Origin of the sequence: Streptomyces sp. NPDC060205, from assembly GCF_042728395.1 — a bacterium.
Lineage (GTDB): Bacteria > Actinomycetota > Actinomycetes > Streptomycetales > Streptomycetaceae > Streptomyces.
The window spans coordinates 47,453-72,881 of record NZ_JBHWZP010000002.1 but is presented as its reverse complement, the minus strand read 5'-3'; the positions used below and the strand labels follow the sequence as shown (position 1 = coordinate 72,881).

The following is a 25,429-nucleotide window of genomic DNA, read 5'->3' as shown; positions in this document are numbered from 1 at the left end:
CACCGGCGACCCCGACAGGGCCGTCATCGACCTGACGGCCGCCCATGTCCGGGACGCCTCCTCCGTCACCGCCCTGGACGCCGTCGAGACCAAGTACAAGCAGCGCGGCGTACCCCAACAGGCCCTAGAGCCGCGTTCCTCGGCCGGTGCCGGGGCGGCTCTCACGCGACGGGAACGGACAGAGGCGCAAGAAGTGAGCGATCGCCGTCGAAGCCGCGTTCCAGGGCCGCGGCGGTGTCCTCATGCGGGGTTCCCATACGGACCGTGCTGATCCGGTCCAGCTGCTGATAGTGCTGATCGCTGAGATCGAGGTGGAGCGAGCGCAGATACTCCTCCCACTGCGTCAGGGTGCGGGGGCCGACGATCGGGATCAGGGCGGTGTGGGCCTGTGCCGCGCGGCGCCGGAGCCAGGCCAGGGCGACCTGGAGGGGACTCACGCCGTTCTCCTCGGCGATCGCGAGGACGGCGTCCACGACGGCGGTGCGCTGCGCGGTGCCCTCGATGGTGTCGCCGCGAGCACTCAACCGGCCCCGTTCACCCTGTCGGTACTTGCCGGTGAGCAGCCCTCCGGCCAGCGGTGAGTAGAGAAACGCGCCCAGGCCGTGTGCCTGCGCCATCGGGAGCAGTTCCCGGTCGGCGGAGCGTTCGGCCAGGCTGTACTCGGTCTGGATGCCGACCAGTGGGGCCAGGCCGTGCAGGTCAGCCCGGACGGCGGCGCCGGCGACGCGCCAGGCGGGGAAGTTGGACAGGGCGCCGTGGAGGATCTTGCCGGAGCGGATCAGGTCGTCGAGCCCGGCCAGGATCTCCTCGATCGGGGTGGTTCCGTCGGGGAAGTGCGGCATGAAGACGTCCACATAGTCGGTGTCGAGGCGACGCAGGCTCGCCTCCAGGGCGCGGACCATGGTCTTGCGGCTGTTGCCGGTGGTGCCGGGCCGGGGGTGTTGCTGCCGCGTCCCGCTGTACTTGGTGATGACGACGAAGTCGTCCCGCCGGTCGCCGAGCAGCCCGCCGAGCACCGTTTCGGCCTGTCCGTCCTGGTAGAGGTTGGACGTGTCGAACGTGGTGCCGCCAGCGGCGACGAAGGCCTCGAAGATCTGCTGCGAGCCCTCGGGGCCGGCGCTGGTGTCCGACAGGCCGAAGTTCGCCGTTCCGAGCGCGTACTCCGACACGCGCAGTCCGGTCAGCCGGCCGAAGGTCCGGTAACGCATGGCAGCTCCTGGGTTCGGTGGTGCGATAGGCTCGCCCACCGTAACAAAGAAAAACGAGGGGTCACTCTTTTTTATGCCGAAGGTCAGCCAGGAGCACATGGACGCCCGCCGTCGACAGATCGTCGACGCCGCCCGGGCCCGGTTCGCCAGTCATGGCTTCGCCCGCACGTCCATGGCCGACATCGTCGCCGAGTCCGGGCTCTCCAACGGGGCCATCTACCGCCACTTCACCAGCAAGGACGAGATCGTCGTCGCCGTGTGCGAAGAGGGCAGCGAGGCCCTGCCGAAGGCGCTCACCGCCGAGGCCGTCGCGAGTTTCCTCGCACACGTACGTGCCCGTGCGCGTGAGTCGGGCCATGCCCGGCTGGTGGCCCAGATCTATGCAGAGGCGGCGGTGTCGCCGCAGCTGGCGGTCGTCGTACGACAGCAACTCGCCGCCATGCGGGAGGCGGTGGCCGAATTGGTGCCCGAGGGGCGGAAGCAGGACGCGGAGCAGATCGCCGAAGGGTTCGTGGCCGTCTGTCTCAGTTACAGCCAGCAACTGGCGATCCGCGGCGACCTGGATCCCGCGCCCTTCGCGGCGGCATTGATGGCGATCGTCAACGGGCAGCCCGGCATCTGAGCGACACCGTCCACGCCCTCAGGACCGCGCTGCCCCGCCGACGGACCGGCGATCCGGAGGAAACGAGACGTCCTAGGCCAGCAGAGCGCCGAGGAGCAGGCCGCCTATCAGGCCGACAGCGCTGACCACGAGCGCGGGCACGGCCAGCCGCTCGTGCCGGACGGTCTTGGCGATGATGGCCAGGATCACGCCGATCACACCGAAGACGATCGGAAAGAAGAGCAGGGAGATCACGCCCAGCACCATCGCGATGATGCTCAGCACGTTGCCGGTCGCCGTGCCCTGCGGTGCACCGTGGGGCTGCTGTCCAGCACCGTGGGGCTGCTGTCCGGTCGGTCGGTCGCCATACTGCGTGGTCATCTGTCTCTCCTTCGGGTGATCGCGCTCGGACCCGGTCCCGACAGGGATCGGCCACCCTACGGTTGCCCGCGATTCCCGTATGAACACCGCGACTTGAGCTCGCGGACCCCCTCGCCACACCGGTTCTGGCCGTTTCCGACGGTCAGGGGGCGACGCGGGTGGCACCGCCGACCAGCACATGACCAGCACATGATCTGCCTGGTGGCCTGGTGGCCTGGTGGCCTGGTGGCCTGGTGGCCTGGTGGCCGGGTCGCCCGGTCCCGGCGCACGGCCGACCGGCCCGTCCATGCCCATGCCCATGCCCATGCCCGCGGTGGGTGTGGCACCGACGGGCCGGAACTGCCGCTACGACGTACGCCGGTCGTCGGATCGCTCGCGTCGGCCGCGCTGAGGTTCCCCGGCCGCCCTCGCGGTCACTTGCGCCAGAAGAGGTGGTGGGTGACGCCGCTCGGGCTGGGCACGACCTCCAGGTGGAAGCGGTCCAGCAGCTCGTCGGGGGAGTCCCACAGCCGTAGCCCGGATCCGAGTTTCACCGGTGCGACGGCCACGTGCAGGGTGTCGACGAGGTCGGCGTCGAGGAACTCGCGGACGGTGCCCACACCGCCGCCGAGCCGGACGTCCTTGCCCTGCGCGGCCTCCCGTGCCTGTGCGAGAACGGTGGCGGGGTCGCTGTCCACGAAGTGGAACGTGGTGTCGGAGAGCGTGAAGGACGGACGCGTGTGATGGGTCAGGACGAACACCGGTGTGTGGAAGGGAGGCTCGTCGCCCCACCAGCCGCGCCACTGGTGGTCCTCCCAGGGGCCGCGCTGGGGTCCGAACTTGTTGCGGCCCATGATCTCGGCGCCGATGTTGTGGCTGAAGTCCCGGGTGAAGTAGTCGTCGAGGCCGCGGGTTCCGCCGGGCTCGGTGCGGTTGGGCCAGTGTGCGGTGGCACCGGCCCAGGCGAAGAGCTTCCCCGGATCGACGTGGTGGCCGAAGGGCCGCTCCAGGCTCTGGTCCTCCCCTGCGGCGATGCCGTCGCTGGAGACGCTGAAATTCTGTACGCGCAGCAGCTGAGCCATGTGTTCCCTCATCAGGTCGTGTCCCTCCTTGTACGGTGATGCGTCCTACGTCAGTACGTCGAACGGCACATGACGGGATCGACAGCAGCGCCCAGGTTTCTTTACAGCGTGCCCCGCGCAACCGTTCCCGGAGCCGTCGGCTCGCCGGGGCCCTGCTCGCGGAGGGGCCCCGGCAGGCCCGCTGCCGGCGGACGACGAGCAGGTGACTAGGAGCCTTGGTCCTTGCGGGGGCGGACCGGGAAGGACGCCTCGTCGCGGTTCGTGCCGTCGGTGATCCACCACCTGTCCTCGCCGAGAAGGGCCAGTTCCGCGCGGTGGTCCCCGTCCCAGTCGTGGACGGCGAAGAGCGTGCCGTCGCGCGGGCCGTCGTCACCCGGCGTGGAGCGCTTGGTGGCGCGCCAGGGCTTCGACCCGAGCCCGTGCTCGGAACCGCCCCGCAGCACCTCGATCCGCGCGTCCCCCGTCTCCTTCTTCTTGGTGAGCTGTACGGCCAGGTCGTCACAGCCGTCGCCGTCGAAGTCCGCGGCGGCGAGCCCGGCGCCGAAGCCCTCCTTGAAGTCGCCGCCGTCCATGGTGACCCACTTCCCCGGCTCCTTCCCGTAGCGGACGCCGATCTGCCCGCGCCGGTGGGGCGTGTCGATCTCGTCGTCGCCGTCGACGAAGCTGCGCCCGACGGCGACGTCCTGCCGCCCGTCGCCGTCGAAGTCGCCGAAGACGACGTTCTCGCCCTCCGGCAGCCGCTCGGGCTCCTTGCTCAGGCCGGAGGCGGTGCGGGCGCCGCCGGCGAACAGCAGGGGAGGATCCCACGGGGAGTCGTAGAGCGCGAGATCGGTGGCGCGGTCGTCGTTCGCGTACCCCGCGACGAGCACGGGGGACGCGCCCTCGTGGACCGGGCTGGGGATCTCCACGGTCCGGGCGGGGGCGCCGGAGCGCTTGAACGGGCCCTTGAGGACGACCAGTTCTCGATCCTCGTTCGAGAACCTGAAGACCGCCAGGTCCACATGGCCGTCCGCGTCGAAGTCGCCGGCGATCGGCGCGGTGCCGTATCCGCTGCCCGGCAGGGGAACGCGCCCGTGCGGTCCGTCGGCCCGCGGGCCTTCGGAACCGCCCCACACGATCTGGGCGGCGCTGCTGACGACGAGGTCGGCGTGGCCGTCCTCGTCCAGGTCGGCGACCGTGGGCTGCCACGACTCGTCGCCCGTGTAGATCTCGTCCGGCACACCGAGGTCCTCCTGGGTGAGGACGCTCGTGCGGTCCTGGTCCGGACCGTGCGCGGAGCCGGGCACGACGACCACGTCGACCTTCATGTCCCGAGAGATCTCGTGCACCAGATCGGCGAAGCCGTCCCCGTCGAGATCGGGGCCCGCAGGCGTGTCCTCGCGCGCCGAACCGGTCGGCCGGCAGGGGCTGTTGGGCACCGAGCGCACGCCGTCGGACGGTTGAAGGACAAGGAACGCCAGCACCGCCACCACTACGAGGGAGGCCGGTACGGCGTGCCACACGCGCAGGTGGCGGAAGAGGGGACCGCCTGCTGTCGAAAAGTGCATCAGCCCACTTCACGGGCGCGGACAAGGCCCGCACAAGCAAACAGATCATTTTGTTACGGGGGTGATGCACGTGGGGCCCGCGTACGCCGGCCAGGGGTCGGTGCCGGTGCCGGTGCGTGTCCGCCGCTTCGGTGGGCGCCGTCGGGCGGCGAGCGGCGCGACATCGTCCTCGGGAACACCGCGGGCATCAGGTCATCACCATTGCCGTCGGCAATAAGCCTCGCTATGTTAATCGCCAATCACATTCCTGCTACAAGGCGCAGCACGCACGGAGCAAGCAACTGGCGGACGCCGGGGCCTAAATCGGTGTCGTTCCTCTCGACGGGAAGCAGGTAAGTCAATGGAGAATCTCAGCAGAAGAAGGGCACTGTCCCTCGGTGTCGCCCTCGGCCTGGTGGGCGTGGCGAACCCCGCCGGGGCGCTGGCGTCGACGGGCTCGGCGGGCTCGGCGGCGGGCGCCGCCGCGGGGGCCGATCCGGCCTGGATCTGGGACGACGCGACGGATCCCCTGATGGTCTCGATGCTGGAGAACGGCCACGTGCCGGCGATCAACACCGCGTGGGCATCATGGGTGAACAACAACGACCCGCTGCCCAGCGGCCTCCCGGACGTGTTCGCCGCGCACCTGAGGCAGTTCAACCGGCTGCCCTCGTGGGCGGACCGCACCAAGCTGGCCCGCGCCGCCGACTTCAACCGGCGCAGGGACACGTACCTCTTCATGCTGTACGGCCTCGGCAGCGGCATCATGAGCACCGTGATCCCGCGCGAGGCCAAGAGCGTCTACTGGTCCGCGGGCGGCGCCGACATGCAGGACCGTGCGGCCAAGACGTTCACCTTCGGCTACGACCTGTCCCAGCTGGGTGCCTTCGAGCCGACGGGGCAGTTCGTCGTCACCGCCAACAAGACGCGCGTGGTGCACGCTGCGGTCCGCCATCTGCTGCCGCAGTCCCCGCACTGGAAGGCGGTCGCCGACGAGACGATCCCGATCAGCGCCGCCGACATCCTGGTCACCTTCCACAGCCTGGGCACCTTCGTGTACAGGAAGCTGCTCGACTGGAAGATCCCGTTCCCGGCCGCGGACCAGGAGGCGTTCCTGCACTCGTGGCAGGTCGCCATCCATCTGCTCGGGGTGCCGGACGAGCACATACCCCAGACGTGGGCTGCCGCCGAGAAGCAGGCGGCGCAGGTGCTCACCCCGATCCTCACCCCCTCCACCGAGGGCATCGCGCTGGCCGAGGACCTGCTGGGCCTGACCGCGCAGATCGACCTCGGCGTCACCCGCGGGTTCCTGAACGAGTTCGTGCGCTACGTCCTGAACGACGAGGTCGGCGACTGGCTGGGGCTGAAACGCGACTACGCGTCGGCCGCCCTGGTCCGTACCGCCTGGCCTGCGTTCATCCTGTTCCGCGAGGGACTCTCGCCCGTCATGCCCGGCACCTTCTACGTGTTCGACCAGTTCGTGCGCGCCCTGGCCATGCTGTTCCTCAACAAGGGCTCGTCCGGGACCACCACCCCCATTACGATCCCCACCGGCAACAGAGCGGGCTGAACCGTCGCTCCGGCGGCTGTTCAGAGCCCGAGTGCGCCCAGCATCAGGGCGGTCACGGCCGCGCGATGCCCGGGGCTGTCCCGCCACCGCAGTCTGCGTCCCGCCTCGACGACCACTCCGAACCCGGCGTGCACCAGCACCCGGGCCTGGCGCGGGTCCAACTCGGGACGGGCCAGCCGGAGTTCCTGTTCCCAGACGGCGATGTGGTCCCGCTGGGCGAGGGCCACGGGCCGGCGCAGTGCGGTCGGCAGGCCGGCGAGTTCGGCCTCGGCGACGCTGTTCAGTTCGGTGTACTCGAAGCTGTAGGCCACGTAGGTCGCGGCCAGAGCGACGACGGACTCGTACGGCCCCGTCACCTCGTGCAGGTTGCGTTCCACGCCCTGGGCCAGCAGCCCGGCGGCCTGGAGGCACGCGGCCGCCAGGATGTCGATCTTGCCGGGGTAGTGGCGGTAGAGCGCGGACGGCGTCAGTCCCACCGCTTCGGCGATCTGTCCGTTCGTGACGCTGGTGAATCCGTGCCGCGCGAACAGCGGGATGGCGGCCGCGAGTATCTCCGCGCGTCGCGTCCGCGGCACCGGCCGGGCGGGCAGATCGATACGGTACGCGTCGAGTCGCCCGGAGGCCGGATCGCTCGCCGCCACACCCGCCGCGGACGCCAACAGCAGTTCCTCGGCTCTGCGTTGGGCGATGGACGTGTGGTGCATCGTGATGGATCCGATCGCGCCGAGGGCCGCCGTGGCCCGCAGCCGGTCGTCGGCCGGCGGGTGCTCGCGCTGAACGGCGTCGTCGACCCGCTCGACGAGATGACCGAACTTCGCCGCGAGACGGTGACGGTCCTCGCGGCTGAGGTACCGGGCCTCCCAGCGGTACACACCGCCGGACGCGCGATGAGCGACGGTGATCCGGGTGACGGCGGTGAGCACGTCCGTCAGGGCCGCCCCGGGCGGTACTTCGTCGAGCGCGGCGACCAGTCCGTCCACCATGACATCGGCGCACTCGGCGAACAGCGCGTACTTGTTCGGGAAGTGCCGGTACAGGGCGGCGGCGGAGATGCCCACACCGGCGGCGACCTGTTCCATGGACGCCGAGTGGTAGCCGCGCTCGCTGAAGACCCGCCCGGCCGCCTCGACGATGAGCTGTCTGCGGTTGCGGGGCCGAGCGGCCGCGGTGCGGTCGGCGGTCTCGGCCGAACGGGCGGACGGGGAGGCGGAGGCCATGCGAAGCAGTCAATCACAGGACGTCAGAAGGCGGGCCGCCACGGAGCCGCAGGTGTGGGTGTCAGGCGAAGGTGAGCACCGGTTTGACCACGCCGCCGTCGCCCATCGCGGCCACGGCCGCGCCGATGTCCTCGAACGGGAACGTGGTGACCAGCCGGTCGAGCGGGAAGAGGCCGCGTTCATGGAGGCCCACCAACTCGGGTATGAAGCGCGCTGGATCGGAGTCCCCTTCGATCACTCCGTGCACACGGACCCCCTGGGAGAGCAGGCCCATCACGTCGAACGTCACCTCCCCGCCGAGGCCGAGCAGGACGACGTCGCCGCGCGGACGCAGTGCGGCGACGGCCAGGCGGGCCATCCGCGGACGGCCGGTGGTCTCGACGACATGGTGCGCGCCGCCGCCGGTGAGGTCGCGGAGCGCCGCCACGAGTCCGTCCCCGGGCGCCAGGGCGGCCTTGGCGCCGAGCGCGGTGGCCAGGTCGCGGCGGGAGGCCACCGGGTCGACGGCCACCACCGGGTCGCAGCCCACCGCCACGGCGGCCATCAGCGCGCTCAGACCGACCGCGCCCGCGCCCAGGACGACCAGCGACGAGCCCGGTTCGGGGCGCAGCCGGTTGAGGACGGTGCCCGCGCCGGTCTGGCCGCTGCAGCCGAGCGGCGCCGCGACCGCGTCCGGCAGGCCGGCCGGCACCCTGACCACACCGCGTTCATGGACGACGGCGTACGAGGCGAAGCTGGACTGGCCGAAGAAACCGGCGTGCAGGGGTGTGCCGTCGAGGGAGAGCGGGGTGCTGCCGTCCGCGCGTCCGCCGGAGAGGTTACGGGCCTGCGCGGAGCGGCAGTAGGCCGGGTGGCCCGCCGTGCACTGGTCGCAGATGCCGCAGCTGGCGAAGGTGAGACAGACCTGGTCCCCGGGCGCGAGGCCGGTCACCTCAGCGCCCACCGTCTCGATCCGGCCGGTGCCCTCATGGCCGAAGACCATCGGGGTGAGGTGAGGAGGCCAGCTGTCCCGCATCCCCAGATCCGTGTGACAGACGCCGACCGCGGTCATCCTCACCAGGACCTCGTGTGCCCGCGGGTCCTCAAGGTCCGCGGCGCGTACGGTGAACGGGGCGCCCGGCGCCCCTACGACCGCGGCGCGGACGCGTCTCACGCGTCCTCTCCGGCAGGCGCGCCTTCGTCCGCGCCCACCGGGACCCGCTCCAGGAAGAAGTAGTAGAAGGGACCCTCCTCGGGGACCCCCTTGGCATGCATGATCCCCATCAGCGTGGTGTCGTCCACCTGCTTGAAGTGGTCGAGGACCGGCTGCCCGTCGTAGACCATGGTGGCCGTCGTCTCGCCGCGGAACTCCACGGTCCACAGGCTGGCCTCGCCCTTGCCGAGTTCGCAATTGGAGTAGAGCCGGCCCGTCGCGTCACGGCACATCAGCGGCTTGACGTCGTGCACGGAGGTGAACGTCTTGCCGTACCAACCGGCCTTCTCCAGCTCGCCGTTGAGGGGGTGGCCCGTCTGGAACTCGCCGCCCTTCCACTCGCCGAGTATGTCCTCGGGGCGGACCGTGGCCAACGCCGCCCAGATGGCGTCCAGTTCGTCGGGACCGACGGGGCCGTCCTTCTCCCGGAGCTCCTGGAATCTGGCGCGTGCCTCAAGAATGTTCATGTGGCGTGCCTCTCGTCGGCGCTGGCAAAGGGAAGTGGAACGCGGGCGTGCCTGCGGTGTGCACTCGTTCGAGCTGCTTAGCGAGCGATCAGTAGAGCCGGGCGATCGGCGTCCTCAGTGTCGTCGCCTTTCCGTCGCTGGCGCTCAAACCCCAGTATTGCAGCGGCAGTTGATCGACGACACCCATTGGTCGAAGTTCTTAGCGAACGCTCAGTAGGTGACACGTTCCCGACGACGTGACGGTGGTGGCTTCTGCCGGAACCGGGCCAAGCCCCGTCGGGGCCGTCCCCATGACCTCTGCGGCCGACACCGGCCGGCAGCGCAGGACGACGGATGGCGTCCGGACCCCGACACCGGTCCCGGCGAGCTGAGCTTCGTCAAGAAGCAGCCGGCCGGATGGTCACCGGAGTGTGACTTCACGCGGGCCGTTGAAGGGCGCCATGGACAGGACGGTCCGTGGCGTCCGCAGCCCGTCGTTCTGCGTGAAGAGCGTCCGTGCCGCGTCGAAGGGTACGTGGTCGCAGGCCACGAGTGCGGCCTGGTCGTAGAGGTCACGGATCGTGTCCGTCATCTTCTCGTCGCTGTCCGGCTCCGTGCCCCAGATGTCCCACAGCAGCGTCTCGACCTTGTTCAGGGCCGCGAGGTCGAGGCGGATGTTGCCTGCGACGAACCATGCCCCGGACATCGGCCCCTCGTGCGGGGGGTGCAGTCCGAAGGACTTCGGGTCCGCCTCGCCCGCCCGGATGGCCTGCCAGGCCTTGCCCGCGACCAGAAAGCGGTCGCGCGGCACGTCCATCGGGTCGAAGTCCACCTTCCATGTGTCGAGGACCATCGGGTCGGCCAGTTCGGGATCGGCGAGCAGCCAGCCCCGCTCGCTGTCCCAGTACTCGGTCACCACATGATCGAAGTGGAATCCGTCCGAGCCGAAGTAGTCGGCGAAGCCGGACCGGATACGCGAGGGAACACCCGCGTGACGCAGGAACGAGCAGTGCAGCAGCGCGAAGTCGCGGCAGACGCCGACGAAACGGTCACGAACAGCGCGCCGTTGCATCAGCGGGGCGGAGTTCCGCTCGACGATGATCCGCAGGATGTCGTCGAGGTAGCGCGTCTCGGCGTCATCGTGCAGGCGGTCCTGCGGGATGACATGGCCGAACAGCTCGCCCTCCAGCCGATGGATCATCAGATCACGCGCCATGCGGGCGAGTTGAGCAGGATCTCTCGGGAGATCGGCATAGAGCGGGGCGAGCTCGTTGGGGTCGGAGAAGGCGCTCTGCGCGGCATAGAAGGCGGCAGCGTCCGGTGCGAGGCGGGCAGTTGGCATGACGGGACCCCCAAGAGGCTTCGGCCACACGTTCGATTACCGGGCCGGGGGCCTCAACCGTGCCAAAATTCCCCCGCAAATGTCCAGACGCACTGCCCCCACGGCCCGCCGACCGTGGGGACAGGATGCGCGGTCAGTGTCCGGCGACGACACCCGACAGTTCGTTGGTGCTCCGCGGCAGGGTGACGGAGGTGATCTCCTTGCCCGTCTCCAGGTCGATGGCGTGCACCGCCTTCTTGTTCGGGTCGGAGACGTAGGCCGTGCCGCCTCGGACGAACAGGGTGGGCCGGGGCTGCTGCCAGTCCAGCGGTTCCTGCCACGTGCCGACGACCGAGATCTTCTTCTCGGTCTTCCCGCTCGCCGGGTCGATCACGTGGACCGCGCCGTCCGTGCCGAGGACCAGTGCCTCACCCTCCGGTCCGCGGGCCAGGGAGCGGAAGGAGTAGCTGGTGCCGAGGTCGACCAGGCGCAGCTTCTTCTTCTCCGTGTCGATGAGGGAGATACGCGTCGGCCTCTCCAACTCGGCCTCCGCGTCGGTCTTGTAGTCGCCCAGGAGGACCGGCGAGACGTCGCTGCCGGCCTGGTTGCCGATACGGCCGTAGTCGTCGGGAGCCTCGACCTTGGTGAACTTGCCGTCCTTGTAGATGAGGATCCCGTCCTCGCACCCGACCCCGATGGCCTCGTTCCGGGCCGCGGCCTCGCCGTGCACACCAGGGCACTTCTCGTTGCGTGCCAGTTCCTTGTCGTCCTTGTCCAGGACCAGCGCGCCGGTCCGCTTCTCCTCGGTGCCCAGGGTGCTGAGGAGTTCGCCGTTGGCCAGTTCGATGGCGACACCGTGGTGGGCCTCGGCGGAGGCGTAGGTGCGTCCCTTCGGCTTCTTCCCGCTGCTCAGATCGGCGGGGTCGAAGACGTTGACCTCTCCGGTGCCGTCCGTGAAGAGCGCCGTCCTGCCCGCGTGGCGCACGACGTGGCCGGGCTTGGCGCCCTTGTACTCGATGTCGGTGAGAGCCTGCCCGGCGGCGTCGAGCACGCGGAAGCCGGCGTCGGTGGAGACGACGACATGGTCCTCGTCACCGGCGGGGTTGACCCGGTTGAAGCCGGGCAGGTCGATGGTCTTGCGCAGTTCGAGGCTTTCACCGTCAAGGATGTACAGACCGCCGTCGAAGCTGGCCACCAGCGGTTGCTTGACCGCGGTCGCGGGCTTCGTGCTCTGGGCGCCCTCGGCCTTGGCGTCGGAAGAGGCCTTCTCCTCTCCTCCGCAGGCGCTCAGAACCGTGGACACCGCCAGGGCGAGTGCTGTGCCGGTGAGGGCTCTGGTGCGTATCGACTTGTTCATTGTTGTTTCCCTTTCTCGCCGCGCGGTGGCGGCAGTGGTGGCATGGACGCAGGACGGTTTCGACCGCGTCGGCGGCCGGGTGTCCGGTGCGATGCGGTGGTGGGGACGGTGATGCGCGGTGGTCAGCCGACCGTCAGGGCCCTGTTTCAGGCATCGGTCCGCCAGGGCTCTGTTTCACGCGTCGGTCAGGTGTCCGTCAGGCGTCCGTCATGGGGCGGTCAGACCCTCGGTCATGGCGGTGGTGTTGGCGCGCATCATCCGCAGGTAGGTGTCGGCGCCCTCGCCCTTCGCGGTCAGCGACTCCGAGTACAGCTCGACGACCTGGACCCGCCCGCCCAGTTCCGAGCGCAGGACCTCCGCGAGCCGGGTGGGCTGTGAGGAGTCGGCGAACACGGTACGTACGCCCGCCTGTTGCATCGCCACGGTCAGCGAGCGCAGGTCGGAGGAGCTGGGTGAGGCCAGCGTCGTACCGCTGGGGATCACCGCGCCGATCACCTCGAAGCCGAAGCGGTCGGCGAGGTAACCGAAGACGTGGTGGTTGGTCACCAGGGCACGTCCGTCCTCGGGGATGCGGTCGAAGGACTTCTCCATCCAGGCGGTGAGGTCCGTGAGTTCGTCGCCGTAGCGGTCGGCCCGGGCGCGTATCACCGACTCGTCCACGCCGTCGACGTGCTCGATCACCTGGTCGGCCATCAGACGGACGGCCTTGCGCACCCGGTCCGGGTCGGTCCAGAAGTGCGGGTCGGGCTGCCCCTCCTCGTCCGAGGGGCCGCCGTCGTCGGCAGTGTGGAAGGTGAGCGGGTCGACCGCTTCCCCGGCCGCGAAGGTGGCGACGCCGGACTCGCGGGCCGCGTCCACATGGCGCAGGACGTTCGCCTCAAGCCCCAGTCCGTTGTGGACGACCAGGTCGGCCCGTTCCAGCTCGGCGGCCTGTACCGCCGACAGCCCGAAGGAGTGCGGGTCGGCGTTGGGCTTCATCAGCACGGTCACGTCGGCCTCGTCACCCACGATCTCGCGGGTGATGTCACCGAGGATGTTGGTGGTGACCACGATGCCGGGCTGATCCGTCTCCGCCGTACATCCCGAGGCGGCGGCGATCGTCATCAGGGCGAGCAGGCCCACGCTCAGACTGCGCAGTCGTGCCACACGCACCCGTACGCGTCGCTTCGTCGCGGCCCACTTCATCGGCCCGTCTCCGCCATGAGGACCGGCTCGATGTCCAGGTCGAAGGAGCGTGCCACGCGCAGGTTGTCGTTGTAGTCGATCTCGTACACCTTCTTGCCCCGGGGGTCGTTGACGTAGGCGCGGCTGCGGTCGACCTCGATGACGGGCGCGCTGCCGGTCCGCTCCTGTCCGGTCAGGAGCTGCTCGGTCCGTGTGATGTGCTGTCCGCCGGCGATGTCGTAGCCGTGCAGCGAGCCGTCGGTCTCCAGGACGAGCAGGGGAGATCCCTCCCCGGCGGTGGTGGCGGCGACGACGGGCCCGGTGTCCACGCGGGTCCAGGTCTTTTCGGTGACGTCGAGAACCCACACGGCGTCGCCCCCGGCCGGTGCGGTGAGGGTGTCGCTGCCGGCCCTCTGGCGGAAGACGGTGGCCCGCTCCTTCGCGGGCACGTCACCGCTGTAGGGGATCTTCTCGGCGGTGAAGGCACCGTCCTCGGCACGCACGAGCAGAGCGCCGTCGGCGCAGCCCAGGACGACACCGCGCCGGGTGACGGCGTCCCCCCGCGGCCTCTCGCAGTCCGCGTCCGGCGAGGCCACCCGCTCGCCCTTGCGATCGAGTACGACGAGCCGGGAGGTGTCGCCTTCGTCGGTGAGGGCGAGAAGGTGTTCCCCGAAGGGCACGACGGCGCCGGTGTACGTGCCCGGCAGCGTCAGGGAAGCAGCGATCTTGCCCTTCTCCAGCTTGCTCCGGTCGTACAGGACGGTCTTCCCTGCGTGGTCGGTCACCGCGGTGACGACGACATCGCTGCGCACCTGTGCGCCGCGGCTCCCGGGCAGCTCGCCGACGTCCCGTATCGCCGCGCTGTAGTAGTGGACGTGGTCCCCGTGGTCCACCGTCCAGGCGCCGCTGTCGAGCACGTGCGTGCCGTCGGAGGTGTGGAGGTAGCCGAACCTTCCGTCCGTGCCGAGCCGGTTCGCGCCTTCTGCCGAATCCGTCTTGTGCACCTTGCCGGTGATGAGGTCGAGGACCCGGCCGGCTCCGTCGGCGGGGTCGTTGAGGATCAGCCGGGACTGCTGTTCGGCGGCTTCCTGCGCCCCCTCCACGTACCCGTGCGCCGTGGGGGACGAGGAACGTGCCGCGGGTTGTGCGTCGTTGTCCTTCTCCCGTGCGCAGCTCGTGACGAGCAACGCGGTGAGTACCAGTGCGGCCGAAGCCCACGGAGTGACGTTTCTGCGGACGGTCATGACGATCGCTCAGGCTTCTTTCAGTTGGCTTCGAGGGCGGGGACAGGGGAGGGGGCGGGGGAGGGGCGGGCCGTGCGGTGACGCAGACCGGACGCCAGGTGCGAGAGGAAGAACAGGCTCACCGCGAGGGCCGAGACGGTCGCGCCGGCCGCGGTGCTCAGATGCCAGGACAGCAGCAGGCCCCCGAACGTGGCGGTGGCGCCGAGGAGTGCCGCGCGGACCATGACCCCGTGGACGCTGCGCGCCCAGGGCAGGGCCGCGGCCGGCGGGGCGATGAGCAGGCCGAGGACCAGCAGCGTTCCCACGATGTGGAAAGAGGCGACGATCGCGAGACCGAGCAGGCCGAGCAGCACGGCGTGGGCCAGGCGCGGGCGCAGACCGAGGGTCTGGGCCTTGCGTGAGTCGAACGCCAGGGCCAGGAAGGCGCGGTGGCCGAGGACCGACACCACCAGTGCCGCGCCCAGTGCTGCCGTGAGCAGGAGGAGGTCCTGCTGTCTGACGGCGAGGACGTCACCGAACAGGAAACCGGTCAGGTCCACCGCGAAGGACTGCGACCGCGACACGATGATCACGCCGAGCGAGAGCATGCCGACGAACAGCAAGCCGATCCCGGTGTCCTGGGACAGCCTCCGTGTACGCCCCAGCGCGGTCACCCCTGCCGTCATGACGGCGGCGCTGGCCACCGCGCCGACCAGCAGGTTCCCGCCGAACAGTGCGGCCAGCGCGACCCCCGGCAGCAGGCCGTGGGACATGGCGTCCCCGAGGAAGGCCATCCCCCTCAGCACCACCCAGGTGCCCGCCAGCGCGCAGATCGCGGACACCAGGATTCCGCCCCACAGGGCTCGCTGCACGAAGGTGACCTCGAACGGGGCCGTCAACCATTCCATGCCGGGGACACTACAATGAAAATCATGTTCAAAACACCTCGCGAGTCACCCACCCCGCACCCGGCGCGGACCGCACACATCCGCTTCACCGACCTGCACGCCGGCTATCCGGGACGCCCCGTGCTGCACCAACTCAGCGCGGGCATAACGAAATTGACCATGACGGCGCTCGTCGGACCGAACGGAAGCGGCAAGTCGACCCTGCTCGGCGTCCTCGCAGGTGTGATCCATCCGACATCCGGCGAACTGCACCACGCCGGAGAACGGCACCCCGCGTTCGTACCGCAGCGCGGAGCCGTCGGAGACAGCCTGCCGCTCACCGTCCGGCAGACCGTGGAGATGGGGTGCTGGGGCCGGCGCGGGCCATGGCGCCGGCTGAACCGCCGGGACCGTACGGTCGTGGACGCAGCGCTCGACCGGCTCGGCGTCGGCGACCTCGCCTCACGCCAACTCGGGGAACTGTCGGGCGGACAGCGCCAACGCACGCTCATCGCACAGGGGTTGGCGCAGGAGTCGGACCTGCTGCTCCTCGACGAACCGACCTCTGGCCTCGACCCGGAGGCGAGGGAACGCATCGAGACACTGCTGACGGCGCTCGTCGCCGACGGGGTGACAGTCGTCCAGGCCACACACGACCTGGAGGTCGCACGCCGGGCAGACGCCTGCCTCCTGCTCCAGGACGGCCGCCTCGTCGGACAGGGCCACCCCCACGAGGTACTGACGGAGCCCGCGCTGGCCCGCCTGTGGCAAACACTCTGAGAGGACGCGGGAAGGGGCGGCGCCGCGACACAACTCCAGATGGTCGACGGCGGGAAGCCGGCCTGCCGGATCGTGTCCGTCGTCCACTGAGAGATGTCTAGGCTGGCGGCATGGCGTTGGTGTGGGTGACGGGCAATTCAGGTACGGGAAAGTCCACGGTCGGTGGGGTGTTGCGGGCGCGTGGCCATGTCTCGCTCGACGCCGACGAGGACGGTTTCAGTCGCTGGATCGACCGGGCCACGGGGGAGGTCGTGGTCGATCCTCCGGATCCGGTTCCGGAGGGGTGGCTCGGTCGGTACGGGTGGGTGATCGTTCGCGAGCGGGTCGAAGCCCTCGTCGAGGAGTCGCGTTCCCGGGTCGCGTTCCTGTGCGGGACTGCGGAGAACGAGGCGGACGTCCGCGATCTGTTCGACCTCACCGTGTGTCTGGTGATCGACGAGGACACACTCCGCCACCGGCTCGCGACCCGCACCACGAACACCTTCGGCCGGCATCCCGAAGAACTGGCGGCGGCCCTGAAATGGAATCCGTTGCTGCAGTCGATCCATGAAGGCCGTGGGTCGACGGTCATCGATGCGTCCAGGCCGCTGGCCGAGGTGGTGAGCGACGTGCTCGACGCAGCTCAGACGCTGGCGGACGGCCGATCGAGGCTGTCCGACGGACCGTGACGGTCTGGGCCGCCAAGCCGTCCTCGACCCGTGTCCGAACGTGGCCGGCGCCCCCGCCGGTCATGTCTCCCTGACGGCTGACGGGGGTGCCGGCCCGGGGCGGCGGGTCCGGTCGCGGACTCGGTGTCAGGCTGCCAGGTCGGTCCGGGTGCCCGTCCCGGACTCCGTGGCGAGGTCGATCAGCAGGCGGGCCACGGCCAGGTCCTGGAGTCCCACGCCCACCGAGTCGAAGAGAGTGATCTCGTCGTCCGCCGTGCGCGCCGGTACGAGTCCTTCGAGCACATCCCCCAGCTCCCGGTCGAAGTCGGCTTCCGTGAGCGCGCCTTCGGCCAGGGGGATCAGCACCTCGCCCGACTTGCGGCGGGCCGTGGCGAAGGAGTCGACGACCAGCCGGGAGCGTACGATCCCCGCGGTGTCGATCTCCCGGTGGTCGGGGCGGGGCGGCGCGCCCACCGCGTTGACATGGGTTCCCGGGTGCAGCCACCCGCCCTCGATCACGGGCTCCCGGGACGGCGTGAGGGTGCACAGCACGTCCGCCGCTTCCGTCACCTCGCGAGGACCGGGCAACAACTCGGCGTGCAGACCCAGTTCGGCCGAGATCCGGTCCACGAGGGCGGCGCCGTTGGCGGGGGTGCGGCCCCACACCACCACCGACTTCCAGTCCCGTACGCTCGACAGCGCCCGCGCATGGGCCAGGGCCAGTGGCCCCGTCCCGACCAGGCCGAGGACCTGGGCGTTCGGCCGGGCCAGCAGCCGGGTGGCGACGGCGGTCGCGGCGGCCGTACGGAACCGGGTGATCAGAGCCCCGTCGAGGACGGCCTCGGCCTCCCCGGTCCGGGCCGACAGGACCAGGACCGTCGAGCGCTGCACGGGCAGCCCGCGCTCCCGGTTGGCGGGCAGATCCGCGAGGAGCTTGACCGAGGCCAGGCCCGCGGGTGCGGACACGGCGGCCATGGGCAGGAACGTGCCGTCCGAGCCGGGCAGGTCCAGAGCGGGTGGTGCGGGCAGGGACACCCGTCCGCGGCTGAGATCGCGGTGGGCCTGTTCCACCGCCGCCTCCACCTCGGCGGTGGCGTGTTCGAGCAGGCCGCGGATGTCGGAGCGGTTCAGGATCAGGGTCATCGTCGGCTGTCTCCGGTACGTCTGGTGGGGTGGGGGGATCGGTGAAGGCAGGGCGGCGTCATGTGCCGCGTACGAACGGCACGGTGAGCGCCGACGGCGCCCTGCTGCGGCCGACCAGACCGCTGACCGCCAGCAGGGCGAACACGTACGGCAGTGTGGTGAGCAGTGGCGCGGACACATGGAGTCCGAGCGCGGGCGCGGCGAACTGGAGGGCCTGCGCGGTGCCGAAGAACAGGCAGGCCAGCATGGTGGGCCAGGCCCGCCAGCGTCCGGCGATCACCGTGACGACGGCCAGATAGCCCACACCGGCCGTGAGGTTGTCGCTGAAGGAGTGCACCTCCGACAGCGCGAGCTGCGCGCCCGCCAGGGCCGAGGTGGCGCCGGTCAGCAGGACGACGCCGTACCGCACGGCCCGTACGGGCAGCCCGCACCGGTCCGCGGTGGTCGCGTCCTCCCCGACCGCGTCGACCGCCAGCCCCCAGGCCGTACGCCGGGCTCCGGCGACGGCGAGTACGGCCGTGACGGCGAACGCCGTGTAGCCGAGGGCGCTCTGCTGGAAGAGGGCGGGCCCAAGGACCGGGATGTCCCTGAGGACCGGTACCGGCAGCGGGTCGAAGCCGGGCACCGAGTCGGCGCCGCCGTCGCCGAACCACAGCCGCGCCGCGTAGGTCGTGCCGCCGAGAGCCAGGGCGTTGATCGTGATGCCCGTGACGATCTGGTCGGCCCGCAGGGTGACACTCAGCACCGCCTGGAGCAGCGCGACGGCCAGACCCGCGACGAGCGCGGTGCCCACCCCCACGACCGCGCTCCCGGAGGCGAGCGCGCCGGCCGCACCCGCGAACGCGCCGGTGAGCATCATCCCTTCGACCGACAGATTGAGAACTCCCGCGCGTTCGCTGAGCAGTTCACCGGCCGAGGCGAGCAGCAGCGGCACCGCGAGGCGGACCCCGCCCGCGGCGAGTTCGTCGAGCACGGCGCTCATACGGCACCTCCCGCACGGCGGTTGCTCCACAGCATCGCCGCCGCGATCAGCAGCACCAGGACGCTCTGCACGATCTGCACCGACGACGCGGGCACCCCTGCCGCGAGCTGCAGGTTGATGCCGCCGCTGGTGAGGAAGCCCAGCAGCAGGGAGACGGCGGCCACCGCGATCAGCGAGCCGCGCGCCAGCAGGCCCACGACAAGCCCCGTGAAGCCGTACCCGGAGGAGAAGTGCTCCGCCAGCACGTACGGCGCGCTCGCCACCAGACAGGCACCGGCGAGCCCCGCGAGGCCGCCCGCGACCGCGAGCCCGCCCTCCTGGAGACGGGACACCGGCAGTCCGAGCCGCGCGGACGCTGCGGGGGAGTGGCCCACCGACGTCAGCTTGAGGCCGGTCCCGGTGTACCGCAGGACGACGGCGGTCACGACGACGGCGACGGCCGCGACGACCACGATCGCCGTCGCGGGCGACTGCGTCCCGGCGACCAGGGGGAGCCGGGCGCCCTCCGCGAGCGCCTGCGACTGGGGCAGTGTCTCCGATGAGGTGACCGGCTGCCGCAGCAGTCCCTCCTCGTGCACGGCCACCGACACCGCGCCCGCGCCCACGAAGTTCAGCAGGAGTGTCGTGATGACCTCGCTGGTGCCGCGCCGGGTCTTCAGCAGCGCGGCGATCCACGCCCATCCGGCGCCGCCCAGGAACCCGGCGAGCAGGGTCAGCGGTACGCCGACCGCGGCCGGGACCTGGGCGGGCAGGGCCAGTCCGGTGGCCGCGGCGGCGAGTCCGCCCGCGCACAACTGCCCTTCGCCGCCCACGTTCACCAGCCCCGCCCGGTGCGCCACGCTGAAGCCGGTGGCGATCAGGGCGAGCACGGCCGCCGAGTTCAGGGAGGTGCCGACGGAGTACGCGGACCCGAACATGCCCTCGTCGAGGGCGGCCCAGGCGGTCGAGGGGTCGGTGCCCGCGGCGACGACGAGCACCGCGCCGACCCCGAAGGTCAGGATCGCGGCACCGGTGGCCAGCGACAGGGGATGGCGCAGCCGGGAGAGCAGGCGGGGTGGGGCGAGGGAGAGGGTCATGACGGTCCTTGCGCGAAAAGGGGTGCGAGGGGGTGGCGGTGGGACGCCGGAGTCAGGGCAGGGGTGGGGCGATGGGCGAGACATGTGCCGCGGGCGCCCCGTGCGCCGGGGGAGCGGAATCCGCTCCCACGAGTTCCGGCGTTACGGGGTCGGGCGCGGCCTCGGCGCCGAGCATCAGGTGTCCGATGTGCTCCCGGGCCGTCGGCGCGCCGGTGTCGACGGGCGCGGACAGCCGGCCCCGGTAGGCGACGACCACGCGGTCGCACAGGGCGAGGAGTTCGTCCAGTTCCGAGGAGACGACCAGGACCCCGGCGCCCCGGGCCGCGGCCTCGCGGATCCGGGTGTGGACGGCGTCCACCGCGCCGACGTCGAGACCGCGGGTGGGCTGCGCGGCGGCGAGACACACCAAGGGGTTGAGGGCGAGTTCCCGTGCCAGCACGACTTTCTGCTGGTTGCCGCCGGACAGCGTGGACATCGGGGCGTCCGGGCTGTCCGCCCTGATGTCATGGGCGGACAGCACGTCCTGGGCCGCCCGGCGCATCGCGGGCCGGTCCAGGAACAGCCCGCCGCGGCGGAACCGGCCGAGCCGTCCGAGGAAGAGGTTGTCCGTCACGGACAGCTCCGGGACACAGCCGTCGTGGTGACGGTCCTCGGGCACGACGCCCAGTCCGGCCGCGGTCCTGCGCCGGGGAGCGGCCCGGGTGATGTCGGCGGCGCCGAGCGTCAAGGAGCCCGAGTCCGGGGTGCGGGAACCGCCGAGCATGGCCATGAGCTCGCTCTGCCCGTTGCCCTCGACACCGGCGATTCCCACGATGTGCCCGGGCTCCACCTCCAGCCGGACGTCGTCGAGGACGGGCGTCCCGTCGGCACCGCGCACGGTGAGGCCGTCGATCCGCAGTGCGGGCGGTCCCTGGTGGGTGGCGGAGGCGGTCGTGGGTTCCGTGGGGGTCCGGGCGGCGGTGCCGCCGTCGGGGTCGGCGGAGGGGGAGCGGAGCGCCGCAGCGGGGCCGGCCAGGCCTATCGTGCCGGACAGCGCCGGGTCCAGGGAATCGGCGGGGCGGCCGATCATCAGGGGGACCAGCCGCTCGGGGGCCAGGTCCGTGAGCGGACCGCCCCCGACGACCCGGCCGCCGCGCAGCACCGTCGCCGTGTCACCGGTCCGCGCGACCTCACCGAGCTTGTGGGTGATGAGGACGACCGCGCCGCCCCGGTCCGCGATCGACCGGCAGGTCGCCAGCAGGGCTTTTGTGCCGGCCGGGTCGAGGACACCCGTCGGCTCGTCGAGCAGCAGCAACCGCGGCTCGCGCAGCAGAGCTTTGACGATCTCCACCCGCTGGCGCAGTCCCACGGGCAGTTCGGCGACCCGGGCGCCGAGATCGAGCACCAGCCCGTACTCGTCGGCGACCCGGTCCACCCGCCGGACGAGATCGGGCAGCCGCAGCAGCCGCAGGTTCTCGCCCACGGTGAGTGTGGGTACGAGGCTGAAGTGCTGGTGGACCATGGCGATCCCGGCGCCGAGCGCGTCGGCCGGGCGGCGCGGCGCGTACGGCTGCCCGTACAGGCGCAGGGTGCCGGTGTCCGGGGCGAGTGAACCGCCGACGAGATGGCACAGCGTCGACTTGCCGGCGCCGTTCTCGCCCAGCACGCAGTGCACGGTGCCGGACTCGACGGTCAGCGTGATGTCCCGCAGCGCGTGCACGGAGCCGAAGGACTTGGTGAGGTCCCTGATCTCCAGGGCGGGGACCCGCGGTTCGCGGCCTGCTGACGTGCTCATCGGGTCCTGATCTCCCCGGCTGCGATCTTCGCCTTGAGCGCGTCGAGCTTCTTCGCGGTCGCCGCGGGCGGCTTGCCGCACAGCACGATGTCGTTGTGCGGCTCTTCGAAGGTCAGCCCGAAGTGGACCGACTCCGCCTTCCAGGTGTCGGCGGCGAGGTGGTCGGCCGCGTACTCGATCTCCGCGCCGATGTCCGTCTCGACGTACCCGGCGTATGCCGCGTCCGAGGAGCACGGGTGGGCGATCGGACCGCCGATGAGGGAGCCGTCGCTCTGCGCGGCCGCCTGGGCGAGGCCCTTGTGGCCGAGGTTGAGGATCTGGCCGAGGACGTCGGCACCGGCGCCGAAGTCGGCGAGCGCGGACTGTTTGGCCTTGGCGGCGTCGTTGAAGTCGCCGACGTACTGGGTTGCGAGGACCTTCACCCCGGGGTCGGCGGCCTTGGCGCCGTCGGCGAAGTTCTTGGCCGCGTTGACGATGGCGGGCAGTTCCGCGCCGCCGACGAACGCCACCGTGTCCTTCTCGGACAGCAGGGCGGAGGCGGCCCCCGACAGATAGGCGGCCTCGGCCTGCTGGGGGTCGTAGAGCGCGAGGTTGTCGAGCGGCTCGGCGTCGGCGGGGCCGCCGATCTCGGCGAACTTCACGTCGGGGAACCGCGCGGCGACCTTCCGTACGGCGGCGTCGGTCTGCCCGCCGAGGGAGATGACGAGGTCCGAGTCGGTGGCGAAGCGGACGAGGGCCTGCTCGTAGTCGGCGGTGGTGACCTGTTCGACCTTGCTGAACGCGATCGTGCCGTCGTGCTTCTTCGCGGCCCGCTGATAGCCGCGGTACGCCGACTCCATGAAGCCGTCGTCGGAGAGCGAGCCGGGGAAGAGCACGCCCACCTTGAACGTGCTGTCGGCGGTGCTCGCCGACGGGGATCCGCCGCATCCGGTGAGCGCGACGAGCCCGCCGAACGCGGCGGCACAGGCCAGCGCACGGTCGAAGCCGCGGGCCCCGGAGCGAGCGCGGGAACGGGCGCGGGAACGGGTGCGGACGAGGGGACGGGACTGCGGCATCGAGTGCCTCCGGGGGACAGGGCCGAGAGCCAGTTACTGGTATACCGTTAAGTGGCACTCAGTGTGGAAGCCCTGTGTTTCAGCGGTGTTAGGGCGCGGTTAGCACTCGCTGCGCCTGCCGGGCGGCGGCCTAGAGTGAGCAGTCCCGGAAACTGGAGGAAACCCGTGGTCAAGAGCGCCGGACCGCCCGCGGAGCCGCGCGGATACCTGCGCCAGCGTGCCTACGACTCGCTGCGTCAACGGATCGTCGAGGCCGAACTGCGGCCCGGGCAGCGCCTGGTGGAACGCGACCTCGCCGCCGAACTGCAGGTCTCCCGGATTCCGCTGCGGGAGGCCCTGCGGCTGCTGGAGGCCGACGGCCTGGTCCTCCTCGTACCCCACCGCGGCGCCCTGGTCGCCCCGTTCACCCCCGCCGACGTACGGAACCTGTTCGACGTGCGGGAATCCCTGGAGTCACTCGCCGCCCGGCTGGCGGCCGAACGTGCCGACAGCGCCGGCCTCAAGCGGCTTGCCGACCGGCTCGACAGTGCCCGCACCGCGACCCGCGACGGTGACCGCGACGCCATTGCCGCCGCCAACGCGGGCTTCCACATCGACATCGTCGACCTCGCCGACAACCCGCTCCTGACCGGCATCATGCGCCCCCTTGAGGCGCGTACGCACTGGTTGTTCCGTCTCACCGCCCAGCGGGACCCGGCCCAACAGTGCAGCGAGCACGAGGAGTTGTACGACGCGATCCGGGCGGGGGACGGCGACCGGGCCGCGGCCCTCGCGCACGACCACATCGCGGCCGGCCGGCAGACGAGTCTCGACCTGGCCGCCGAGTGGACGGACCCGCAGCTCGACCCGGAGGCGGTCGCGGCCCGCCGCCGGCGCCGCCGCTGAACCGAGCGCCTGGACGCCCGGCCGTGCCCCCGTCCCGGGGCGCTGCTCGATCAGTCGCGGCTCGGGTTCTGTTTCCTGGACCAGGCGGTGGCGTCGGCTCCGTACCGTGTCAGGAGGCGTGCGAACTGGGTCCGCTCCTCCGGTGCCCAGGCGGCGGTGATCTCCAGGAACGCTTTTCGCTGCTCGGCGGCGAAGCGGTTGCGTTCGGCCTCGCCGTGCTCGGTGAGTTCGAGCACGGTACGCCGTCCGTCGGCCTGGGACGCCGCCCGACGCAGCAGCCCGTCCTCTATGCAGGCGGCGACGGTCCGGCTGGCCACCGGCTGTGCCACGCCCATCTCGGCGGCGAGCCCGCCGACGGTCGTCTCGCCCGGCGCGTCGGCGATGACGTTGAGCACGAGGTTGCGGGAGAGGTCCTTACTCGATGCCGGAGTGCGGCGCCGCAGACGGGACAGCGCCGGGCCGATCTGATCCAGCGTCGGGTCGTCGGCGGGCCGCTCGGAGGAGGACGTGCTGCTCATGTGCTGAGTCTAGGCCCGGCCGGCTCATTTGCATACCTTTCAATAAGTGCATAGCATTAGGTATGTAAATACCGAACGAGCTGGGAAATGAGGCGGACCGCCATGGCGCTCACCGCGATCACAGGCGCGCAGATCTTCGACGGAGAGAAGACGGTCGGCGTACGGACCGTTGTCATCGAGGACGGGAGGATCGCCCGCGTCGGCGGCGACGCTCCGCAGGGCAGCGAGATCGTCGACGGCAGCGGCGCGACTCTGCTGCCGGGGCTCATCGACGCTCATGTGCACTCCGCTCCGGGGTCCCTGGCGCTCGCCCTGCGGTTCGGGGTGACGACCGAACTGGAGATGCAGGGGATGAACACCCGCGAGAACCGGGGGGCCGTCACCGATGACGACACGCAGGCCGACGTGCGCTCCTCCGGCTTCGCCATCACACCGCCCGGCGGACACCCGAGCGAGCTGATGCCAGAAGGGTTCCGGCCCAAGTGGGACCTGCCCCCGGTGATGCCCCTGATGCCGTTCTCCACCACGCCCGAGGAGGCCGCCGCGTTCGTGCCGCAGCTCCTCGCCCGGGGATCCGACTACATCAAGTTCATGATCGACGACGGCAGCGTGGAGGGACACCCCGGGCTGCCCTCGCTCGACCAGGCCACCGTGAACGCCGGAGTCGCCGAGGCCAAGAAGTACGGCGCCCTCACCGTGGCCCACGCCCTGACGGTGGAGGCCACCCGGATGGCGGCCGAAGCCGGCGTCGACGGCCTCACCCACGTGTTCATGGACCAGCCGCACACCGCCGAGATCATCGCCCTCATCAAGGATGCGGGCATGTTCGTCATCCCCTGCATCAGCCTGAACGCCTCGATGATGGGGATCACCGGCAGCGCCCTCGCCGACGACCCCCGGGTCGCCGCACGCCTCGACGACGCGTGGGACCGGACCCTGCGGTCCAGCTACAACCGCTTCCCGCAGGGCAAGCTCGACGACGTGTACGACACCGTGCGCGCGCTGGACGCCGCCGGCGTCGACGTGCTGGCCGGTACGGACGTCTCCATGCCCGAGACGTTCTTCGGGGGCCTGGCGCACGGCGCGAGCGTGCACCACGAACTGCAGTACCTGGTGGCGGCCGGCCTCACACCCGAACGGGCCCTGCGCGCGGCCACGGCGACCACGGCCCGCCGCTTCCGCCTCAGCGACAGGGGCCGTGTCGCCGAGGGCCTGCGCGCCGACCTCCTCCTGGTCGACGGCGACCCGACCACCGACATCGGCGACACCCTCAACACCCGAGCGGTCTGGCGCCGCGGCACGCGCCTGGCGGCATGACCGCAGAACCTCCCCTTCAGGCCCCTTCCGGCCCCTTCGGAGAGGGACTCAAGCGTTCCGCCGCCGCAACAGCGCTTGCAGTTACGGGTGGCGGTGCC

General features: G+C 70.9%; 24 protein-coding genes. 6 read left to right on the top strand and 18 right to left on the bottom strand.

Annotated features, from left to right (window positions below; all coding sequences use genetic code 11):
- Positions 1-161 precede the first annotated feature (161 nt).
- Complete coding sequence (locus ACFWGJ_RS00760; protein WP_387320043.1) at positions 162-1,208, bottom strand: aldo/keto reductase; 1,047 nt, start codon at positions 1,206-1,208, stop codon at positions 162-164.
- A 73-nt stretch (positions 1,209-1,281) separates the two neighbouring features.
- Between ACFWGJ_RS00760 and ACFWGJ_RS00755 the strand changes: the two genes are divergently transcribed.
- Complete coding sequence (locus ACFWGJ_RS00755; protein WP_387320042.1) at positions 1,282-1,830, top strand: TetR/AcrR family transcriptional regulator; 549 nt, start codon at positions 1,282-1,284, stop codon at positions 1,828-1,830.
- A 72-nt stretch (positions 1,831-1,902) separates the two neighbouring features.
- On the opposite strand, the gene ACFWGJ_RS00750 is transcribed toward ACFWGJ_RS00755, so the two are convergent.
- The 3 genes from ACFWGJ_RS00750 to ACFWGJ_RS00740 all read right to left on the bottom strand — a co-directional run bounded on the left by ACFWGJ_RS00750 (position 1,903) and on the right by ACFWGJ_RS00740 (position 4,798).
- Complete coding sequence (locus tag ACFWGJ_RS00750; protein WP_387320041.1) at positions 1,903-2,190, bottom strand: hypothetical protein; 288 nt, start codon at positions 2,188-2,190, stop codon at positions 1,903-1,905.
- 413 nt (positions 2,191-2,603) lie between these two features.
- Positions 2,604-3,251 (bottom strand): dihydrofolate reductase family protein, encoded by a 648-nt coding sequence (locus ACFWGJ_RS00745; protein ID WP_387320065.1) that lies wholly within the window; start codon positions 3,249-3,251, stop codon positions 2,604-2,606.
- Between the two features lie 206 nt (positions 3,252-3,457).
- Positions 3,458-4,798 (bottom strand): FG-GAP repeat domain-containing protein, encoded by a 1,341-nt coding sequence (locus ACFWGJ_RS00740; RefSeq protein ID WP_387320040.1) that lies wholly within the window; start codon positions 4,796-4,798, stop codon positions 3,458-3,460.
- 340 nt (positions 4,799-5,138) lie between these two features.
- Between ACFWGJ_RS00740 and ACFWGJ_RS00735 the strand changes: the two genes are divergently transcribed.
- A complete protein-coding gene (locus ACFWGJ_RS00735; RefSeq protein ID WP_387320039.1) occupies positions 5,139-6,347 on the top strand; it encodes an oxygenase MpaB family protein in 1,209 nt (402 codons plus the stop codon).
- Between the two features lie 20 nt (positions 6,348-6,367).
- Here the strand turns inward: ACFWGJ_RS00735 and ACFWGJ_RS00730 are convergent, their stop codons facing one another.
- From ACFWGJ_RS00730 to aztB, 8 genes are all read right to left on the bottom strand, one after another.
- Positions 6,368-7,564 carry a TetR/AcrR family transcriptional regulator gene (locus tag ACFWGJ_RS00730; protein ID WP_387320038.1) on the bottom strand — a complete coding sequence of 399 codons (1,197 nt, stop codon included), beginning with the start codon at positions 7,562-7,564 and terminating at the stop codon, positions 6,368-6,370.
- Between the two features lie 61 nt (positions 7,565-7,625).
- On the bottom strand, positions 7,626-8,717 hold the full coding sequence (locus ACFWGJ_RS00725) for an NAD(P)-dependent alcohol dehydrogenase (protein ID WP_387320037.1): 1,092 nt from the start codon (positions 8,715-8,717) through the stop codon (positions 7,626-7,628).
- Entirely contained in the window at positions 8,714-9,223 is a 510-nt protein-coding gene (locus ACFWGJ_RS00720) for a DUF4334 domain-containing protein (RefSeq protein ID WP_387320036.1), read from the bottom strand. Before ACFWGJ_RS00720 ends, ACFWGJ_RS00725 begins: the two co-directional genes overlap by 4 nt.
- Positions 9,224-9,623: 400 nt before the next feature.
- Positions 9,624-10,544 (bottom strand): transglutaminase-like domain-containing protein, encoded by a 921-nt coding sequence (locus ACFWGJ_RS00715; protein WP_387320035.1) that lies wholly within the window; start codon positions 10,542-10,544, stop codon positions 9,624-9,626.
- Positions 10,545-10,677: 133 nt separating this feature from the next.
- Entirely contained in the window at positions 10,678-11,880 is a 1,203-nt protein-coding gene (gene aztD, locus ACFWGJ_RS00710) for a zinc metallochaperone AztD (RefSeq protein WP_387320034.1), read from the bottom strand.
- Between the two features lie 207 nt (positions 11,881-12,087).
- A complete protein-coding gene (gene aztC, locus ACFWGJ_RS00705; RefSeq protein ID WP_387320033.1) occupies positions 12,088-13,065 on the bottom strand; it encodes a zinc ABC transporter substrate-binding protein AztC in 978 nt (325 codons plus the stop codon).
- The gene (locus ACFWGJ_RS00700) at positions 13,062-14,288 is read right to left on the bottom strand and encodes a hypothetical protein (protein WP_387320032.1); all 1,227 of its coding nucleotides are present in this window, start codon (positions 14,286-14,288) and stop codon (positions 13,062-13,064) included. Before ACFWGJ_RS00700 ends, aztC begins: the two co-directional genes overlap by 4 nt.
- Before the next feature lie 20 nt (positions 14,289-14,308).
- Complete coding sequence (gene aztB / locus ACFWGJ_RS00695; RefSeq protein ID WP_387320031.1) at positions 14,309-15,175, bottom strand: zinc ABC transporter permease AztB; 867 nt, start codon at positions 15,173-15,175, stop codon at positions 14,309-14,311.
- A gap of 15 nt (positions 15,176-15,190) precedes the next feature.
- Here aztB and aztA point away from each other — a divergent pair, with 15 nt between their 5' ends.
- Complete coding sequence (gene aztA / locus ACFWGJ_RS00690; RefSeq protein ID WP_387320030.1) at positions 15,191-15,934, top strand: zinc ABC transporter ATP-binding protein AztA; 744 nt, start codon at positions 15,191-15,193, stop codon at positions 15,932-15,934.
- A 110-nt stretch (positions 15,935-16,044) separates the two neighbouring features.
- Positions 16,045-16,602 carry a hypothetical protein gene (locus tag ACFWGJ_RS00685; RefSeq protein ID WP_387320029.1) on the top strand — a complete coding sequence of 186 codons (558 nt, stop codon included), beginning with the start codon at positions 16,045-16,047 and terminating at the stop codon, positions 16,600-16,602.
- A gap of 126 nt (positions 16,603-16,728) precedes the next feature.
- Here the strand turns inward: ACFWGJ_RS00685 and ACFWGJ_RS00680 are convergent, their stop codons facing one another.
- From ACFWGJ_RS00680 to ACFWGJ_RS00660, 5 genes are read right to left on the bottom strand one after another with little or no spacing between them, the layout of a single operon-like run.
- Positions 16,729-17,724, bottom strand: a complete 996-nt coding sequence (locus ACFWGJ_RS00680) for an ornithine cyclodeaminase family protein (RefSeq protein ID WP_387320028.1) — start codon at positions 17,722-17,724, stop codon at positions 16,729-16,731.
- A gap of 58 nt (positions 17,725-17,782) precedes the next feature.
- Complete coding sequence (locus ACFWGJ_RS00675) at positions 17,783-18,706, bottom strand: ABC transporter permease (protein ID WP_387320027.1); 924 nt, start codon at positions 18,704-18,706, stop codon at positions 17,783-17,785.
- Positions 18,703-19,782 (bottom strand): ABC transporter permease, encoded by a 1,080-nt coding sequence (locus ACFWGJ_RS00670; protein ID WP_387320026.1) that lies wholly within the window; start codon positions 19,780-19,782, stop codon positions 18,703-18,705. Before ACFWGJ_RS00670 ends, ACFWGJ_RS00675 begins: the two co-directional genes overlap by 4 nt.
- Positions 19,783-19,834: 52 nt before the next feature.
- Positions 19,835-21,556 carry an ABC transporter ATP-binding protein gene (locus tag ACFWGJ_RS00665; RefSeq protein WP_387320025.1) on the bottom strand — a complete coding sequence of 574 codons (1,722 nt, stop codon included), beginning with the start codon at positions 21,554-21,556 and terminating at the stop codon, positions 19,835-19,837.
- The gene (locus tag ACFWGJ_RS00660; RefSeq protein WP_387320024.1) at positions 21,553-22,611 is read right to left on the bottom strand and encodes a BMP family protein; all 1,059 of its coding nucleotides are present in this window, start codon (positions 22,609-22,611) and stop codon (positions 21,553-21,555) included. Before ACFWGJ_RS00660 ends, ACFWGJ_RS00665 begins: the two co-directional genes overlap by 4 nt.
- Before the next feature lie 165 nt (positions 22,612-22,776).
- Between ACFWGJ_RS00660 and ACFWGJ_RS00655 the strand changes: the two genes are divergently transcribed.
- Positions 22,777-23,496: a GntR family transcriptional regulator gene (locus tag ACFWGJ_RS00655; RefSeq protein WP_387320023.1), complete on the top strand. Its 720-nt coding sequence runs from the start codon at positions 22,777-22,779 to the stop codon at positions 23,494-23,496.
- Positions 23,497-23,546: 50 nt separating this feature from the next.
- On the opposite strand, the gene ACFWGJ_RS00650 is transcribed toward ACFWGJ_RS00655, so the two are convergent.
- Positions 23,547-24,014, bottom strand: a complete 468-nt coding sequence (locus ACFWGJ_RS00650; protein ID WP_387320022.1) for a MarR family winged helix-turn-helix transcriptional regulator — start codon at positions 24,012-24,014, stop codon at positions 23,547-23,549.
- Positions 24,015-24,116: 102 nt separating this feature from the next.
- On the opposite strand from ACFWGJ_RS00650, the gene ACFWGJ_RS00645 reads away from it, so the two are divergent.
- Complete coding sequence (locus ACFWGJ_RS00645; RefSeq protein WP_387320064.1) at positions 24,117-25,331, top strand: amidohydrolase family protein; 1,215 nt, start codon at positions 24,117-24,119, stop codon at positions 25,329-25,331.
- The last annotated feature ends 98 nt before the right edge of the window (positions 25,332-25,429 follow it).